Below are 16,082 nucleotides of genomic sequence, written 5' to 3' on the forward strand. Positions count from 1 at the left end.
ATTCTATCAAGATTGAATTTGATTCTTATTTTTGATATTTGACGAGCAGTTATGGATGCCCTTTTCCCTTACACTTTCCTCCCTTTACGGTTGAATCCCAATAACAATCTGGATTTTTTAGGCATTTAACACTATCTGGTTTTTTTGTACAAAGCTTATGAGTTTTATCATCCACTTTATCTGGATTTAGAGCTGGTTCATTTTCAGCAGTTTCCACTTTCCCTTGCATTTGGCATGCTAAATCATTTTCTTCGCATTCATTTGCGGAAAGATTAAAAGTGATTAAACTTATCATTACTAAAGATAATAAGAGTATTTTCTTAAACATAGTTTCTCTTCCTGACCTGCTCCCCAAAAACTGCACCGATATTTAAGTTAGTTTTCTCCGATATTAAGGAGAGAGCATTATGGCAAGAAAGAAGATAGAAGAAAGCGAGATTTTTCGGATATTAAAGGAAGCAGAAACAGGTATTCCAATCAAGGAACTTTCACGAAAATACGGAATCACTGAACAAACATTTTATCGCTGGCGTAACAAGTATGGAGGAATGGAGCTTAGCGAAATCAAGAAGATGAAGGCACTCGAGCAGGAAAATTCAAATCTCAAAAGATTGGTAGCTGACATGGCTCTCGAAATCCAAGCAATTAAGAATGTTTTGGGAAAAAAGTTTTGAGCAGATCAACGAAGGAGAGAGCAGTTGATCTGCTAGTTGAAGAGGGACTTTCTCTAAACAGAAGCCTAGATGTTGTTCTTCTTCCTAAATCAAGTTATTATTATCAGCCGAAAGCTATTGATGAAGAGACAATGAACGAAATTCGAAGACTTGCTTTTCGATGGAAACGGGAAGGCTATCGACGAATTTACCGAAGGTTAAGAAGGTCGGGTAGGACAATCAATCATAAGAAAGTATATCGACTATATTGCTTAGAAGGGCTTAAAATAAGGACAAAACCGAAGCGAAAGAAAAGAAATGCATCATCACAGCAACTACCATTGCCTAAGAATTCAAACGAAGTTTGGTCAATGGACTTTGTTTTCGAACGGACGATTGATGGAAGAAAGCAAAGAATTTTAACAGGTATTGATCATTTAACAAGAGAGAATACCATACTTCAGGCAGAGTTTACTTTTTCGTCAGAAAAGTTGATCAGATATTTAAACACCCTCGAAAGACTTCCAAGAGCATTTGTTTTGGATAATGGAACAGAATTTACATCCAAAGACTTCCAGAAATGGGCAGAAGATAAGGGGATAGAAATTCACTTTATTGAAAAAGGAAAACCAACACAAAATGCATTTATAGAAAGTTTCAATGGTAAACTTAGAGATGAGTGTTTGAATCTACACTACTTTAAAAATCAAAGAGAGTTAACCGATGCTTTGCGAATTTTCCAAAAGGAATACAACGACGAGCGTCTTCACTCTTCATTGAATTACTTGACTCCTTCAGAGTTTAAGCGATCTTATGGTTGAAATGTTTAGAGAAAACTAACTTATCCATTGGTACTGAAAATGGGGGCAGGTCATTCCTTCTAAAATTCTCAATCTGCCGAATCTTAGTGAGGTGAATTTTGTTAGCAATCCATTATTTTGAATTGGAATCGATGTTCAGGTATCCGAAATCCGAGCCAGAACCTTACTCTTGACAGAAAGGAAGCAGAAAATAAGCTGAAAGTTTTACACAAATGAAACTTGGAGATGAAACATGAATACGAAGAAAAAAATTTTAGTGACTCATTTTGATTACATTCGACTGAAACAAATGGCTTTAGAATTCGCTAAGCAGGATAAAACCAATCAAAATATCGAAGATTTACTCGGAGAAATTGAAAGAGCTCAAAAAGTAGATGCAAAAGAAATTCCTGCGAATGTAGTAACGATGAATTCTCAGATTGAAATCAAAAACCACAATGAAATCAATTTTGAAGTATTTAAATTAGTGTTTCCTGAAGAAGCAAACTCAGAAGAAAATAAAATTTCGATATTAGCCCCTATCGCCACTGCTTGTCTTGGATATAAAGTCGGAGACAATTTACATTGGAGATTGCCAAACGGAATATTTCAATTCCAAATCACAGGGATTCATTACCAACCAGAGGCAAACGGCGACTACCACTTGTGATACAAAAACGAAATCGCTGAATTCGTCATGATACAACTACTTTTGGTATAAAGAAAATAGAAAAGACGAAGGTAGTTGTATCAGATTACCAATTTTCAGAAAGAAATTTAGTAGTGTTTGTTTATAGATACCATTTTTAATAAACCGATGCGCGGATGTCATTGCCCTAAAAGGTAATAGAATGGGTTTACTTTGTTTCAATAAATTTTGACTTAACTCTGTGTCTTCAAACAAATAACGAGGACTTAAATCTTTTTTCCAAAGATTTCTATGAAAGAAAATGCAATGATCAAAATAAACAATACCTTTTCTACGAACTCTCACTTCATTGGAATACCAAGAAATCCAATTTAAAAAAAAATGTTTTTTGTCAAAGGAATGGAGAAAACCACCCCACTCCCATTCGATGAATTGTGTTTTGCTTTTGCCTATGAGAAAGTTGATCGCATCTTTGGGAAGTTTTGTGCGTGGGTGATGCAGTAAAATTAGCTCACCATTTGACCGATGGAAACCTACATTGATTCTTTCCGCCCTCGTAAAAGCTTGTTTCTGCGGAATTAAGATAATTTCTACATCCTTATGTTTTTGAAACGGCAAAAGTGATTCTTTGTAATAAATGTTCTCGTCTATATCTGTGGGAACAATGATGCTTAGCATAATCAAACTTCATTCTGTTCTTTTCGAACATTCCTTGGTTGATCCATTCAGTTTCGTTCCCAAAATAAAGGTTTATTCTTTGACTAGAAAAATGGATATCGCAGATTGATTCTCTTCTTGTTTATCCAAACTAGTTTTATTCTCTCTTTCGGCCATCAAAGGAAAAATCCGATCTTCTGAAATCGATTCTGAAACCAATACTTGTCGAATCTCATCAAACCGACGTTTTACGAGTCTAGTTTGGTAGGCAATATCACCGGAAGTATGAGACTTACCAACCAAAACAATTTTAAAATTTGTTTCCGATTTGAGTAAATCTCTTGTCAGTTGGATTAATTTTTCCTTCGTTTCTTCCGTTAATTTATAATCGTCAGGTGGAAAAGAAATGGATTGGATGGGAGATGGACTTCCACTTGCCTGCCAAAAAGGGAACTTGGAAACCATCGTTTGGCCTGGAGCCTGTTTGCCCAATGATTCAAGGACAACTTGTTTGGGGCAGACAACACTAATTTCAGACGATGAAGTAACAGAAAACAAAAACCCTAATGTTGTGACAACGATGTCCCAAGGTTTTGCATACGCTTTTGTTTCCACAACAAAAGCATCGTTAGGGTTGAGATTGGATTCCGTCCCAATGTCACGTGTGAAAACTGGGAGTAAAAATAAAATTCGATAGGTTCTTGTTTCCAAATTTGGTTCACAACTGGAGGGAACAGATATCGGGATATGTTTTTTCTTCTCCAAAGGAATTCCATTCCAAGAACAAGCCATTCCCAATATTGCAATACATAAACTACCTAATGTTTGTTTCCAATTCGCTTTTAAAGTTTTTTCCATCATACGGAAAGTTTTGCGATCCTTGCCAAAGATGAAAACCATTTTCCGATCCATTTTTCCCGAGTTACGAAAATTATAACCACATTTCAATTCGGGATGGGGATCAGTTCACAAACTCGTTTATCCAATCCTAAGCCAAACAAATGTTACTGTATTTGTAAACCATACGAGAAAGAACCATTCTCAATAAGAGGCCTTCTTTAAGAACTCACAAACAAAGTCTTTCTCCCGGTCTTCTGGAACCCTATTTTCATTGAATGATTCTAAGTTTAAATGAAGTCGAGATGGTTTTTAAATCAATTTGATGAAAAGATTTGGATTGATTCGTCATATAGAATACCCTGTATTGTATATGGAGGATTTTTAATGAAATCTATTTTAGTTTTGGGTAGTAATTTTGCTGGAGTCACTGCAGCCATTTCCACAAAAAGAAAATTAGGAAATGAAGTAGAAGTAACAGTAGTATCACCAACATCTCAATTTTTATATGTTCCCTCCCTTATTTGGGTTCCGTTTGGATCCAGAAAAGTAAAAGATATTACCTTTCCCGTAGAACCAATGTTAAATAAAAAAGGTGTTAAGTTTATCCAAGACCGTGGGATCAAAGTTTTACCAGATAAAAACATAGTGATCACAGAAAAAAACGGTGAAATGAGTTATGATTATCTCATTATTGCAACAGGGGCTTCTCTCAATTTTGATATCTTACCCAATCTGAATCCAAAAGAGAATATGATCCAATGCATTGTCACACCCGAACTTGCAGAAAAAGCAGCCATTGCATTTGAGGAGATTGTTAAAAATCCAGGACCAGTTGTAGTAGCGGCAACTCAAGGTGCAAGTTGTATGGGTGCCGCATATGAATACCTATTCAATTTGGACAAATACCTCAGAAAACGTGGAGTTCGTAACCAAGTAAAAATCGCTTGGGTGACACCTGAACCGTTTTTAGGTCATTTTGGGATAGGAGGAATTCTAGGTGGCCAATCGATGTTAGAACTTTTTATGAAACTTTATGATATCAATTGGCATACGAATGCTACGATTCAAAAAATTGAAAAAAACAAAATCACCTTAGGTGACCAAACAGAAATACCGTACAAAATGTCCATGATGATCCCTCCTTTTTTGGGAGCCGATGTGATGAAAAATTCTCCAGAACTCATAGATGATAAAGGCTTTGTTGTCACAAACGATGGTTACCAACACATTCATTATAAAAATGTTTATGCAGCTGGACTTGCAGTGGAAGTCATTGCACCTTTCAAAAAATCGGCAGCTCCTTTCGGTGTTCCCAAAACTGGTTTTCCTTCCGATGTGATGGGTAAAATTGTCGCTGAAAATATTCGTAACGATATCAAAGGGACTAGGAAATTCAAAACAATGCCGTTTGGAAAGATCCCTGGCATTTGTATCATGGACGCTGGCAAAAAGGAAGTTTGGATCCTTACAAACCATCTGTTTAAGCCAAGACAATTTGAATTGATGATCCCCAATCTTTTGTACAATTTTGGTAAAATCATTTTAGAAAAATACATGTTATGGAAAAACAAAAAAGGATTCGTCCATCTCCCCTAAGGATTGGATTGTTTCCATTGGGATCCCATTGGTTTGAGCGTCTTTAGACCATACACTTTCCCAATGGGACACTCCGAATCGAAGGCAAATGGATTTCCCTTGATAATTTCTTGATTATTTTCCAAGGGCCATGATCCTTTCCTTTATTGGGGAGAAACCAAATGAAAAGATCTACTTTGCTACTGGTTTGTCTTTTCTCCACGGCCTGTTCCTTTCCTAAACTTTCCCGTAGCTCACTTGATTTTTTTGCATTCCTTCGGATATTTACTAGCACTCAGTTTACAGGACAAACCCTTGGCGGAGTTGTTTCTGGTCTTATCGCCAATACTTCAGTCACTTTAACAAATGGAAGTGATACCATTACAGTCTCAGCTGATGGGAATTTTACATTTCCCCGAAGATTAAATACGGGAGATGGTTATAATGTTAACCTAACAACAAATGGAGTTGGACTCAGTTGTACAATTGCAAATGCACAAGGTATCGTTCAAAATTCACCGATCACAAATATAAATGTTACCTGTGGGCTTGGAGTTGGATTTTATGAAGTAGGTGTTAACGTAACAGGCATTACTGGTTCTATTGATGTTCAAAATAATGGTGCCGATACAATCAATTTTTCAGCGAATGGATTTCAAAAATTTTCAATCGTCCAACCAAGTGGTTCTAATTATGCCGTTACCATTTCATCGCAACCGGTAGGTACAGTTTGTTCTTTTGACAACCCTTCTCTTTCAGTGGGAACCATTGGTGTTGCCAATGTCACAGTGTTTATCACTTGTGTATCTGGTTATAATGTTGGTGGTAATTTATTTTCTGTCTCCTCAACTGATATCGGATCCAGTTTAATCAACCAAAAGGCATATTTGAGAACGTTCGCAGGTTCTTTCCCAACAAACAATGGAGGTTTGGGACCCGCTCCTGGAGTTGCCGTAACAAGCACTACCAGTACATTAGCACGCTTTAATACGCCAAGTATGATGGCTGCTGATGCAAATTACTTATATGTTGCAGATACGGCAAATGGAGTGATTCGAAGAATCGACAAAGTGAATGGAAACACGACGATTTTAGCAGGTGGAAATTCAGGTGGAGGGACTCCTTGTCCAGGCACTTTGATCACCAATTGTTTGGATGGTGTCGGACCAGCTGCACAATTCAATGGTCCCGTGGGACTGACAACAAATGGTAATAATTTGTTTGTCTTAGAAAGTAACGGAAATCGAATTCGGATCATCAACCTAACAACAACTTCCGTATCCACTTTGGCTGGTTCTGGAAATGCTGGCTCATCGGACAATACTTCAGGTATCCTTGCTTCATTTTCAAATCCGTCTTGGATGACTTTACATAACGGAATCTTTTATATCGTTGATCGGAATAATTGTACAATTCGTACGTTAAATCCCACAACGACTGCAGTCGCAACGATTGCTGGTGGTGTTGGTCTCTGTTCGTTTGCCAACAGCCCAGTTGGCACGAGTGCTCGTTTTGTTTCACCGATCGCCATTGTTGGTATTGGTAATTATTTATATGTATCAGATGTGGGTGCCGGTGGTGGTTATAAAATTCGAAGGATCTCACTTGCGGGAACCAATGCAGTTGATACCATTGCTGGTGATGGTGTACAAGCTTCCACTGACGGGATTGGAACATCTGCGCAATTCAATGACCCACACGGTTTGACAACGGATGGAACCAATTTATTCATTTCAGAATGGTTAGGGCATCGGATCAGACATTTAAACCTAACCACAAATCGAGTAACAACTCTTGTTGGAAGTGTACCCGGATATGCGGACAATGCAACTGGAAATGGTTTACTCAATTTTCCAGGTTATATCGCAACCGATGGGCAAACCATTTACATTGCGGACCGCGGAAATCATTCCATCAGGTATTTACAACCAGCCGAATTGTTACATTATACCTTTGATGGAAATACAAATGATTCGGTTGGTACAAACGATGGGAATTTGGTTGGAGCACCTAACACTACGAGGGATGAAAATGGATTGTCCAATGGAGCCTTTGAACTTGATGGAACTACTCAATACATAGAAAGTTCTTCCATTGTATCACAAATCACAGACAATTTAACCATCTCAGCTTGGATACATACATCGGGAAAAATAACGAATCAATTTATATTTTACAATGGATTGGCAGACACTGATGGATATGGTCTCGTAATCGAAAGTTCTGGTTCTCTTAGAATTGCGAATGGTAACTTGTTTAGTCCAGCTTCATTTATGCAAGTTTCTCCAAATCAATGGACGCATGTGGCTATGCGACGATTTGCTGGTAATTGGCAAATTTACATCAATGGAAAGGCCGATTTTATAGGTTATGCAACAAACCCATTAATACCAACTAACACTTTTAAGGTCGGTGATAATGGAAGTGGATTTCATTTCAGAGGGAAAATTTCAAATGTTCAATTTTTTAATGGTGCATTGGATGATGATGCCATTCAAAAATTAGCAATTCAGGTTCCATCAGGTTTAATTTCTTATTACCCATTCAATGGAAATGGAAAAGACTACGGAAATTATGCAAACGATCTCACATCCTTTGGAATTGTAGCCACTGCAACGGATCGGAATGGTTTCCCAAGTTCAGCATACTATTTTAATGGGACTAGTTATTTTGAAAAATCAAATCCAAACGGTTTGCCTATCGGTGGAAGCAGTCGATCTATTTGTGCATGGTTCAAATCATCTAGTACAGCTGCCCAATACATTATCAGTTTTGGTACGGCTCTTGATTCGACGGCTAGCGGTCTTGTTTTACTACAACCAGAAGTTGGGATGTTGGGATGGAATGATGAAGCAAAAGTCATACAAGAAGATTTTTTAAATCAGTGGATCCATCTTTGTGGTGTATACGATGGAACCACAGCCTTCGTGTATGAAAACGGGACTCTTCGCCATTCTGAAGGAAAAAGTTCTTGGAGTACAGGCGTCAGCTCTACTCTCAATATTGGTCGTTTGATCACACCAACTGGATATTTTTCTGGCGATATCGATGATGTTAGAATTTATGACCGTACTTTATCCGTATCAGAGATTAGAGCAATTTCAGGATACTACCCTACACAGGTTACCGCGTGGAACCAAACAATCGCTAGTAGTAGCCTAAAGTTTTTTTTATTACCTGAGAGTGCCAGTTTTGGTGCAGGGGCCTGTAATGGAGGAGCTAACTGTGTTTATGCGTGGAATGATCGTAGTCGAAACAATCTAAACCTGACGCAAGCCACGCCTAGTTCCCAGCCAATTTTCAACGCAAATATTTTGAATGGATCACCTGGTATTCGTTTTATCGGAACTGACGCCACTTATCTTTCAACGGCGTGTTCGGCCTCTTTACTTTCTTCATCTAATACAATTTTTGCCATTTACAATGATACGGAGATGTCAGGCAGTGATGGTATTTTCCAAAATGGTGCAAAACTTCTGTATTTACCTGATGGAACTCCTACAAATAAACTTGTTAGTTTATTTGACTTACAACTTGGCAATCCACCAAAAGTCATCACTTCTTCTCCATTCAGTAGCTCACTTGGTGAAATCATTCTATTGACACTCGAGCACAATGGAACAACGGGAAACATTTATAAGTTTGGATCCAGTGTGGCGGTAACACCTTCTTCAGGTACTGCCTACAATTGTGCTTTAGGTGATTTGAGTATGGGGCGATATTTTTGGAATTCGGGAGTTTATCCAGCTAACGGTGATTATCTGAATGGAAGCATTGGCGATTTTCTTTACTTCGACCAAGTATTAACCCAAAATGATAGAGAACTTGTGGAATGTTATTTATCTAGTAAATACAAATTAAAATTAGGACATACCTGTCCATAACGAAGAATCGTTTATTAAAAAAAGGAAGTTACAATTAAAGGGATTTTAATATCAAAGTTTGATATAGAAGAAATCAAACTCACTTAGGTAGTCCAATGGAATTTCCATCCATACCTAAGTGAATCCATTGGAATGATTAGTTCCAGTTGTTTGTTTTTGGTTTTGCAATATTCACTTTCATTTCACGATTGAGAATATTTTTTCCGTTTAAATCGCTGATCGCTTTATCTGCTTCATTACGATCTTTCATTTCGATAAAACCAAATCCTTTTGAACCGCCAGTGTATTGGTCAGTAATGATTTTTGCTGATGAAACAGAGCCATGAACTGAAAATAGTTCGTTAAGTTTAGTTTCGGTCATTTCGTAAGAGAGGTTACCTACATAGATGTTAGTTGACATGTGATGTCCTTAATAGTTTAATTTGACTCGGAAATTTTAGAGGATTAGAAACAACTTTCCAGTGAAGAAATCAGGTAAAAACACAACGAAAATGCAGGGGAAAACTTAAGAAAAGCGATCAGAATGCAAGAAAGTGAGGAATACTTAGTAGTTAAAAAAACGATAATATTTTGAATCTGTTACCATAATAAATATAGAACATATTAATAGCAAACAAATTTATTAAATTTTTCATTTAACATACGTTTTTTGTGAAAATCCAATTATTGTCTTATTTTTCAAAAGGAATTGGCTTTGGCTATCATCATATCTTTTCTGAGGGAAATGTTCCAAATCGAAGCTTTTAGAAATGAATACTTCGATCTTCAGGAAAATAAATCCTCAACTCATAAATTCCAGCTTCTATCTGAACATGCAACCTTCCTTTGAGTTGCACCAATCTTTGTTTGATACTTTTTAATTCAGGATTTACCTTTTCGATCAGTTCAGAATTTCGTATCAGATTCTTTTGATGTATCAAAAATTCTCCGTTTGAATAATGAAGATTCCAAATTGATTCCCCTTTTCCATACTTTATATCATTCGTACAAACTTCATATAACATATAAAAAATATTCAGAAAATGACTTTGATTTTTACCTGTTATTCTGATTTGAGAAAAATAACTGACAAATTCATCCGAAGGAACAAATTCAAATTCTCGCCCAACATCAGAATAGCGTCTAAGCAATGTTAACTGAATTCCTGTTACAAAATTCTCAAAAATCAAATTTAAATCTTCGATATATAGGAGTTGATTTCTGAGGGACTGTATGATTGAAACAACTCGTTGGTTAATGTTTTCCAAGCCGAATGTCTCATTTAATGATTTATTTAAACCAGAAATTAGCCTTTCCACATATACTTTCAAATCTGTCAAATTGGCACCTAATTGGTCATGAACCATCAACTGCATCTCAGCCCTTTGTTTCGATAATGCATTTAAAGATTCTTTGTGAAGTCTCATTTCGATATTTGCTCTCGACTCGATGGCAAAAGCAAAATATTGGCTAAGGGAGGCACTCTGAAACACAACATAAAATAGATAACCTATGATTAAGTACAATCCACCCTGTACACCGTAGTAGTTCAGAGAGATCGCTAAAAAACAAAATACAGCGAGGGAAAAAAGTCCCATGGCCATAAAATAAAATCCTTGCGCCTCATTTCGATATTTGATTAATAAAAAAATTGAAAATATCAAAAACAAAACAAGGTATACAATGATATAAATCAAATTTAAATAATGTTGAATCGAAACAGGTGTTAATGGTGTGAAACAAGCAAAAAAAGCGCCAATATAAAAAGTATATCTCACATACGGATAATTGTAAGGCTTAAACAATTCACTTAAAAAAGAAATTGAAAAAAGGAATGTGGCAATGTTTACAAAATGCAACAAATTGGTCTGAAAATCAAAACTCAAAACAGGAAAAAACAATTCATATGATTTCGAATTGAGAAAAGGGATTCGAATTAAAAATGTAATACAAACAAATGCAAAAAACAAAAAACTTCTTTGTTTTCTGTTGATAAAATAAAAAAACAAATGATACAGAGCTGAACCAAATATCAAACCAAAAACAAAAATTTCCACTAACAAACTTTTACTTTTAAATAATAACATTTGTTTTGGTGATGCAATTAAAAATTCGCTTCTAGGCCCACCATGATAAAAAGACATGTTCGCAATTTGTAATACAATTTCTAATTCTTCTTGGTTGGATTCAATATGAATTGAAGTATTGGTTCTATCTGGATCAATTTGAGATTCATCCAACGATACTTTCCCTTTTTCCACTTCCAATTTCCCGTTGATGTATACCTTTGAGGCAGTGTATAAGTGAGAAAAATAAAGCTCTAAGTGGATTGGATCTGACTTTTTTTGGACTTTCACTTTTTTGCGATAGGTAGCAAAACCTTTAGCAGGGAATTTTTCTTTTGTGATTTCAAGATTGGTCCATGGACGAAAATCCACAACAGGAACACTTACTAAAGACAGAGTTTGGAAATCAGAAGGTTCCAATAATTCATTCCAATAAAATTCCCAGTTCGAAGATAAATTGATAGGAACATCCGATTCCCATTCTACATTCGATAAATCTAATATCGATTCCTTCTGATTTTTTGGAGTTAAATTCCGATAACAATGCAATGGAACAATAGAAAGAATTAAAATTAAAAAAAATTTGGAATAAAAATTCATTACAATATGGAATACTCATGTACTTTAAGTGCAAGTTCAGAACGATTGTGCACTTGCAATTTTCGATAAATGGATTTTACATACCCTTGTACAGTATGTTCACTCAGGTCTAAGAATTTTGAGACCAAAGGAATGGTTTTCCCTTTTACCAATAATTCCAAAATTTGCTTCTCTCTATCTGTTAAATAAACCTTAGGTTTATCAATAGGTTTTCGAAAACTAGAAAATACCCTAAGTGCAATGGTAGGAGTAATATATGCACCGCCACCTAATACTACGTCTACTATACTTTTAATTTGACCAAGTTCGGATTTTAATAGATAACCAAGTGCCCCGTTTTTAATTGAATTAAAAATCATTTCATCGGAATTCATGTTGGTTAACATAATCACTTTGATATTTTCGTTTTTCTCAGATAATACTTTTACAACTTCTATACCACTCATTCCTGGCAACATAATATCTAAAAATAAAATATCTAATGATTTGTGACGAGGATCACGTAATAATATTTCACCGGTCTCCCATGAAAGTATTTCCGATACATTCGTAAGTTCTGAAATACGATTTTTTAATTCTTCCAAAAAGAACTCATCGTTCTCCAAGATACCAACTTTAATTTGACTTAGTTCCATTTTATTTTCAGAATTAGGCGACATGTTCTCTTGTTCCTGCCATAGTTTCATAATATTTCCAAAAACGTTCGTTTGGTGTTCGTGTATCTTCCGAAAGGGAATATTCTTTTTTTAATCCTAACACGTAAAACATTTCCACTTCCCCTTTGTTTTTGGCATTTACCTTTCCTCGGTATTCACAATCAAAAATATCCTTTATCATATCATAGGTTGTTCCGCTGATATTAATTTTTCCTGGAGTTCCGGAGGATTCCATTCTTGAAGCTGTATTTACCGTATCTCCCCAAACGTCGTATGCAAATTTCTTTTCTCCAATGACACCTGCTACTAGAGGGCCCGAATGGATGCCCAAACGTAATTCCCAAAAAGGTAGGCCCTGGTCTGCTTTGATTTGTTTCATCAAGTTCATAAATGATTGGATTTCCAATGCCGCAAGAATGGAATCGATTGCATGTGTATGGTTTCGTTTTGGAATTCCACCTGCACACATATAACTATCTCCTATGGTTTTCAGTTTCTCAAGTTTGTAATGTTCTGTGATTTTATCAAACTGAACAAAACATGCATCTAAATCACGAATCAGTTCTTGTGGGGACAAAACTTCGGCTATTTGAGTGAATCCTTTAAAGTCAGTAAACATTACACTGACATTTTCATATAAGATAGGTTCAGTGGCACCTTTTTCTTTTAACTCTTGCGCGATGTCAACCGGAAGGATATTGAGTAATAATTTTTCGTTTTTATTCCTTTCTTCTTCCGCAATATTTCGAGAAATCTCAAGCTCTTTAAAAAGAGTTGAACCGTATATAATACCAGCGAGTTGCTCTGCAAGAATCGAAAGATTGGAAATATCTTCATCCGTTAAGTCCAATTTACTTTCGGAATTTGATAAATCCAAAATTCCAACTACTTCTCCATTTAATATCATTGGAATAAAAATAAAAGATCGGATACTACAAACTTCTTGTACCCATTTATCGTCATCGGATAACCATCTTTCAAAACTTCCAATTCGATCCGGTATATAAATCGGTTTTTTTCTACGCAAAGATAATTCATGTGCTCCTTTTGAGCCTTTGATTGGAATTTTCATATCATAGATTCGTTTTTTCTGAAACTCTGTAACGTTTTCAGGCACTTCCATATCGACGAATCGTAAAAATTTTTTTTCGCTGTCTGCAACAAGTAACGAATAATACATGATATTGAAATTTTCTTTCACATACCGATGTACCTTTTTCATAATCAAATGGATGTCCATTTTCTCATTTAGATTTTTGATTAGATCATTCAGAGCAAGGATATCTTTTTTTTGTTTTTCGGTTTGTTTGAGTAGATGAACCCTCTGGATGACACCTGAAACCTGTGCGCAAAGCCTTTCAATGGACCTTGATTCCGTTTTTGAAATGTCTAAACGTTTATCAAAATTTGAAAACATAATGATCCCAATTGTTTCATTGTTTAAAACCAAAGGGACATGCAAAAATGAAGTTGCACCAACACCTTCACTAATTCTTTTATCAATTTCAGAATTAAATTTTTTCACAAACGAAAGTAACATACTTTTTTTTCTTTTCCAAACTAAATAGGCAATTCCTCCGGTTTCATCTAGAGGGATACGTAAATTATTTACAAATGTTCTTTGTTCATTTGTTGCTTCCACAAAGGTTTCAGCATAGACACTTCTGATCTCTTCTTTGTTTTCATCCAACAGAAATAACCAAGTGGCAAGAATTCCGTATTTTTGGTTTACATAGTTTGCAATGGCGTTAATGATTTTTGCTAATTCGGATTCAGAGTTGATTAAATTTGTAAGTTGGATGATGGCCTCAATTTCTTTTTTTGCTCCTTCCGATTCAATCAGAGCTTGGTCAGTCCTGATTTTTTCATCTGCCAATGCTAACATCGTTTGGTCCAACTTCACAGCTGTGGATCGCAAAAACACAAACGAAACTAAGTAAAATGCAAGAGCAATGGGAGAGGCAACAAAGATGGCGTGATAGATCGCCACACTTACTGGAAATGAATTGATAAGATTTAATACATAAAAGGACATTGTAATCGGTATAAAAAATAAAATCATAAGTGATACTCGATTTCCAATTAAAGTAGCTTGTCCTGAAATTGGGATGGCACCCAATTTAATGATGAAGATGGAAATAAAAAGCGCTGGAAGTAACTGCAATTCACCTAATGTGTAAATTGGTATACCCATGGTAGCTGGCAAATTGAGTAATATTAAAAAGTCTCCCATAAATAAAAAGAGTACAATCAAATTTGCCAATCGATTCTTGTATTCTTTTCTAAACTCGATCCAATCTTTTAAAAAAAATACAATCCCAATAAAGCCTAAAATTCCAAAAGCATTGAGGCCAATTCCACCAGCTGAAATTTTACCAAAATTATATTCAAAAAAACCACTAAAAAAATACGGAGTCCAAAGTAAACCTGACAAAACGAACGAAAAAAAATCGAAAATTCGCATTTGTTTAGGTGACTTCTTCTCATATAACGCATAACAAAATCGAAGATGGATTCCTGGCGTAAAAACAAACAAGGTGTAAAAAATTTGTTCTATCCTTCTCGTAACAATCAGTGGTATATCAAATTTTAAAATGACCATCACGATCGTGAATGCTCCTGCCAAAAAAAAGGAAATAGATGCTAACATATTCAATTTTTTGTCGGGGTTACTGCCAGCAATGAAAATTGCCAAAGCAAAAACGACTATACTAGAAAGGAGTGGCACCAAAAAATACGGACGTAAGTATGCTGTTAGTTGCAGATTAGGATGAAGGTAGAACGAAACAATAAAGGCTATTACAAGTAAGATGGTAGTTATAAATCCTGATAAAAAATAAAACAAACCTCTTTGTTTGAATAATAAATCATTTAAATTCAGAAAATCTGATCGAAAGATCCCATAACCTAAAATGGATAAAGGAATAAAAGCAAAACTACTTAAAGGGAATACAGGATAACCGACCAAACTCGGCAAGTTTGTAATTGCAAGTATTCCGCAAATATGTAATCCTAAAAATAATGTTTTGTTGGATTCAAATTCAGATTTATGTTTGCTCAAAAAATGTATTGATGTTGGACCAAAAACAAACAAATAATTAACTGCTGAAAATAGTCCCCACAATTTTATTGGAAAATCTGCAACTGGATATTTTCCAAATTCATAATGAAACCATTTACCATTAAAATCAAATTGAGTGCATATTCCGTATAAGGCGATCGAAACTGTAACCAGTGCAATTAAACCTGTAAACTTTAAGATACTATATTTCTTTTTAGTTAGATAATATGTTAAAAAAGATGCCGATGGTGATAATAAAATGACACCAAGATAACCGATACGATTCCAAAACAGTATGGTTGATTGGTCCTGTAAAACTGCGCGGGTAGCTAAAACAAATCCTAATGAGGTAAAAGAAAACGCAAAACAGATAAAGGAAAATAACAAAGGACGATCATTTGTTCTTTTAATGGCAAGAATTCCTAATGCCATGATCGCCAAACCTACAAAGATAGTAAGAAAGTTTGGAATGGCCCAAGGAAGTTTGTGCCAAAAGTATTCAATCGCTGTTGGATGGATTGAAAGTTCAGGAATTGATACCATGAAATCCTCTTTTGTTTTTACGGTTTTCTCCGCAAAGTCATCAAACCTTTGCTAAGAATTCGTTTGAACCTTTCAGAAATCCTCATTTTGGAAATAAATATTTCACTAGAAGTCACCCC

At 35.6% G+C, this 16,082-nt stretch carries 12 protein-coding genes; 5 read left to right on the forward strand and 7 right to left on the reverse strand.

The genetic code is table 11. The features are described from left to right. Positions 1-49: 49 nt before the first annotated feature. Positions 50-328, reverse strand: coding sequence for a hypothetical protein (locus tag LEP1GSC202_RS10680; RefSeq protein ID WP_039928808.1), 279 nt, complete (start codon positions 326-328; stop codon positions 50-52). Between the two features lie 79 nt (positions 329-407). On the opposite strand from LEP1GSC202_RS10680, the gene LEP1GSC202_RS10685 reads away from it, so the two are divergent. The 3 genes from LEP1GSC202_RS10685 to rnk all read left to right on the forward strand — a co-directional run bounded on the left by LEP1GSC202_RS10685 (position 408) and on the right by rnk (position 2,123). Continuing rightward, entirely contained in the window at positions 408-674 is a 267-nt protein-coding gene (locus LEP1GSC202_RS10685; protein ID WP_015675631.1) for a transposase, read from the forward strand. After that, positions 671-1,474: an IS3 family transposase gene (locus tag LEP1GSC202_RS10690; RefSeq protein WP_015675630.1), complete on the forward strand. Its 804-nt coding sequence runs from the start codon at positions 671-673 to the stop codon at positions 1,472-1,474. Before LEP1GSC202_RS10685 ends, LEP1GSC202_RS10690 begins: the two co-directional genes overlap by 4 nt. A 232-nt stretch (positions 1,475-1,706) precedes the next feature. Beyond that, complete coding sequence (rnk, locus tag LEP1GSC202_RS10695) at positions 1,707-2,123, forward strand: nucleoside diphosphate kinase regulator (protein ID WP_015677755.1); 417 nt, start codon at positions 1,707-1,709, stop codon at positions 2,121-2,123. 36 nt (positions 2,124-2,159) lie between these two features. Here the strand turns inward: rnk and LEP1GSC202_RS10700 are convergent, their stop codons facing one another. Further along, on the reverse strand, positions 2,160-2,780 hold the full coding sequence (locus LEP1GSC202_RS10700; protein WP_015677814.1) for a glycosyltransferase family protein: 621 nt from the start codon (positions 2,778-2,780) through the stop codon (positions 2,160-2,162). A 72-nt stretch (positions 2,781-2,852) separates the two neighbouring features. Further along, positions 2,853-3,620 (reverse strand): OmpA family protein, encoded by a 768-nt coding sequence (locus tag LEP1GSC202_RS10705; protein WP_039928854.1) that lies wholly within the window; start codon positions 3,618-3,620, stop codon positions 2,853-2,855. Positions 3,621-3,983: 363 nt separating this feature from the next. On the opposite strand from LEP1GSC202_RS10705, the gene LEP1GSC202_RS10710 reads away from it, so the two are divergent. Both LEP1GSC202_RS10710 and LEP1GSC202_RS10715 read left to right on the forward strand, forming a co-directional pair. After that, on the forward strand, positions 3,984-5,195 hold the full coding sequence (locus LEP1GSC202_RS10710) for an NAD(P)/FAD-dependent oxidoreductase (protein WP_015677801.1): 1,212 nt from the start codon (positions 3,984-3,986) through the stop codon (positions 5,193-5,195). A 161-nt stretch (positions 5,196-5,356) separates the two neighbouring features. Next, positions 5,357-9,058 carry a LamG-like jellyroll fold domain-containing protein gene (locus tag LEP1GSC202_RS10715; RefSeq protein WP_015677715.1) on the forward strand — a complete coding sequence of 1,234 codons (3,702 nt, stop codon included), beginning with the start codon at positions 5,357-5,359 and terminating at the stop codon, positions 9,056-9,058. A gap of 136 nt (positions 9,059-9,194) precedes the next feature. Here LEP1GSC202_RS10715 and LEP1GSC202_RS10720 read toward each other — a convergent pair whose 3' ends face one another. The 4 genes from LEP1GSC202_RS10720 to LEP1GSC202_RS10735 form a co-directional block, all read right to left on the reverse strand. Further along, complete coding sequence (locus LEP1GSC202_RS10720; protein WP_039928810.1) at positions 9,195-9,458, reverse strand: RNA recognition motif domain-containing protein; 264 nt, start codon at positions 9,456-9,458, stop codon at positions 9,195-9,197. Between the two features lie 343 nt (positions 9,459-9,801). Continuing rightward, the gene (locus LEP1GSC202_RS10725; RefSeq protein WP_015677752.1) at positions 9,802-11,703 is read right to left on the reverse strand and encodes a 7TM-DISM domain-containing protein; all 1,902 of its coding nucleotides are present in this window, start codon (positions 11,701-11,703) and stop codon (positions 9,802-9,804) included. Then, on the reverse strand, positions 11,703-12,389 hold the full coding sequence (locus LEP1GSC202_RS10730) for a response regulator (protein ID WP_425256022.1): 687 nt from the start codon (positions 12,387-12,389) through the stop codon (positions 11,703-11,705). Before LEP1GSC202_RS10730 ends, LEP1GSC202_RS10725 begins: the two co-directional genes overlap by 1 nt. Next, the gene (locus LEP1GSC202_RS10735; protein ID WP_015677796.1) at positions 12,352-15,963 is read right to left on the reverse strand and encodes an adenylate/guanylate cyclase domain-containing protein; all 3,612 of its coding nucleotides are present in this window, start codon (positions 15,961-15,963) and stop codon (positions 12,352-12,354) included. The genes LEP1GSC202_RS10730 and LEP1GSC202_RS10735 overlap by 38 nt, the downstream gene beginning before the upstream one ends. Positions 15,964-16,082 lie beyond the last annotated feature (119 nt).

This window comes from Leptospira yanagawae serovar Saopaulo str. Sao Paulo = ATCC 700523, from assembly GCF_000332475.2.
GTDB classification, from domain to species: Bacteria; Spirochaetota; Leptospiria; order Leptospirales; family Leptospiraceae; genus Leptospira_A; species Leptospira_A yanagawae.

Bases quoted from the DNA above. Each gene is read 5' to 3' on its own strand.
- LEP1GSC202_RS10710 (WP_015677801.1), top strand. From the start codon at position 3,984: ATGAAATCTATTTTAGTTTTGGGTAGTAATTTTGCTGGAGTCACTGCA.
- LEP1GSC202_RS10730 (WP_425256022.1), bottom strand. From the start codon at position 12,389: ATGAAACTATGGCAGGAACAAGAGAACATGTCGCCTAATTCTGAAAAT.
- LEP1GSC202_RS10725 (WP_015677752.1), bottom strand. From the start codon at position 11,703: ATGAATTTTTATTCCAAATTTTTTTTAATTTTAATTCTTTCTATTGTT.
- LEP1GSC202_RS10715 (WP_015677715.1), top strand. From the start codon at position 5,357: ATGAAAAGATCTACTTTGCTACTGGTTTGTCTTTTCTCCACGGCCTGT.
- LEP1GSC202_RS10735 (WP_015677796.1), bottom strand. From the start codon at position 15,963: ATGGTATCAATTCCTGAACTTTCAATCCATCCAACAGCGATTGAATAC.
- LEP1GSC202_RS10680 (WP_039928808.1), bottom strand. From the start codon at position 328: ATGTTTAAGAAAATACTCTTATTATCTTTAGTAATGATAAGTTTAATC.
- LEP1GSC202_RS10720 (WP_039928810.1), bottom strand. From the start codon at position 9,458: ATGTCAACTAACATCTATGTAGGTAACCTCTCTTACGAAATGACCGAA.
- LEP1GSC202_RS10685 (WP_015675631.1), top strand. From the start codon at position 408: ATGGCAAGAAAGAAGATAGAAGAAAGCGAGATTTTTCGGATATTAAAG.
- rnk (WP_015677755.1), top strand. From the start codon at position 1,707: ATGAATACGAAGAAAAAAATTTTAGTGACTCATTTTGATTACATTCGA.
- LEP1GSC202_RS10700 (WP_015677814.1), bottom strand. From the start codon at position 2,780: ATGCTAAGCATCATTGTTCCCACAGATATAGACGAGAACATTTATTAC.
- LEP1GSC202_RS10705 (WP_039928854.1), bottom strand. From the start codon at position 3,620: ATGATGGAAAAAACTTTAAAAGCGAATTGGAAACAAACATTAGGTAGT.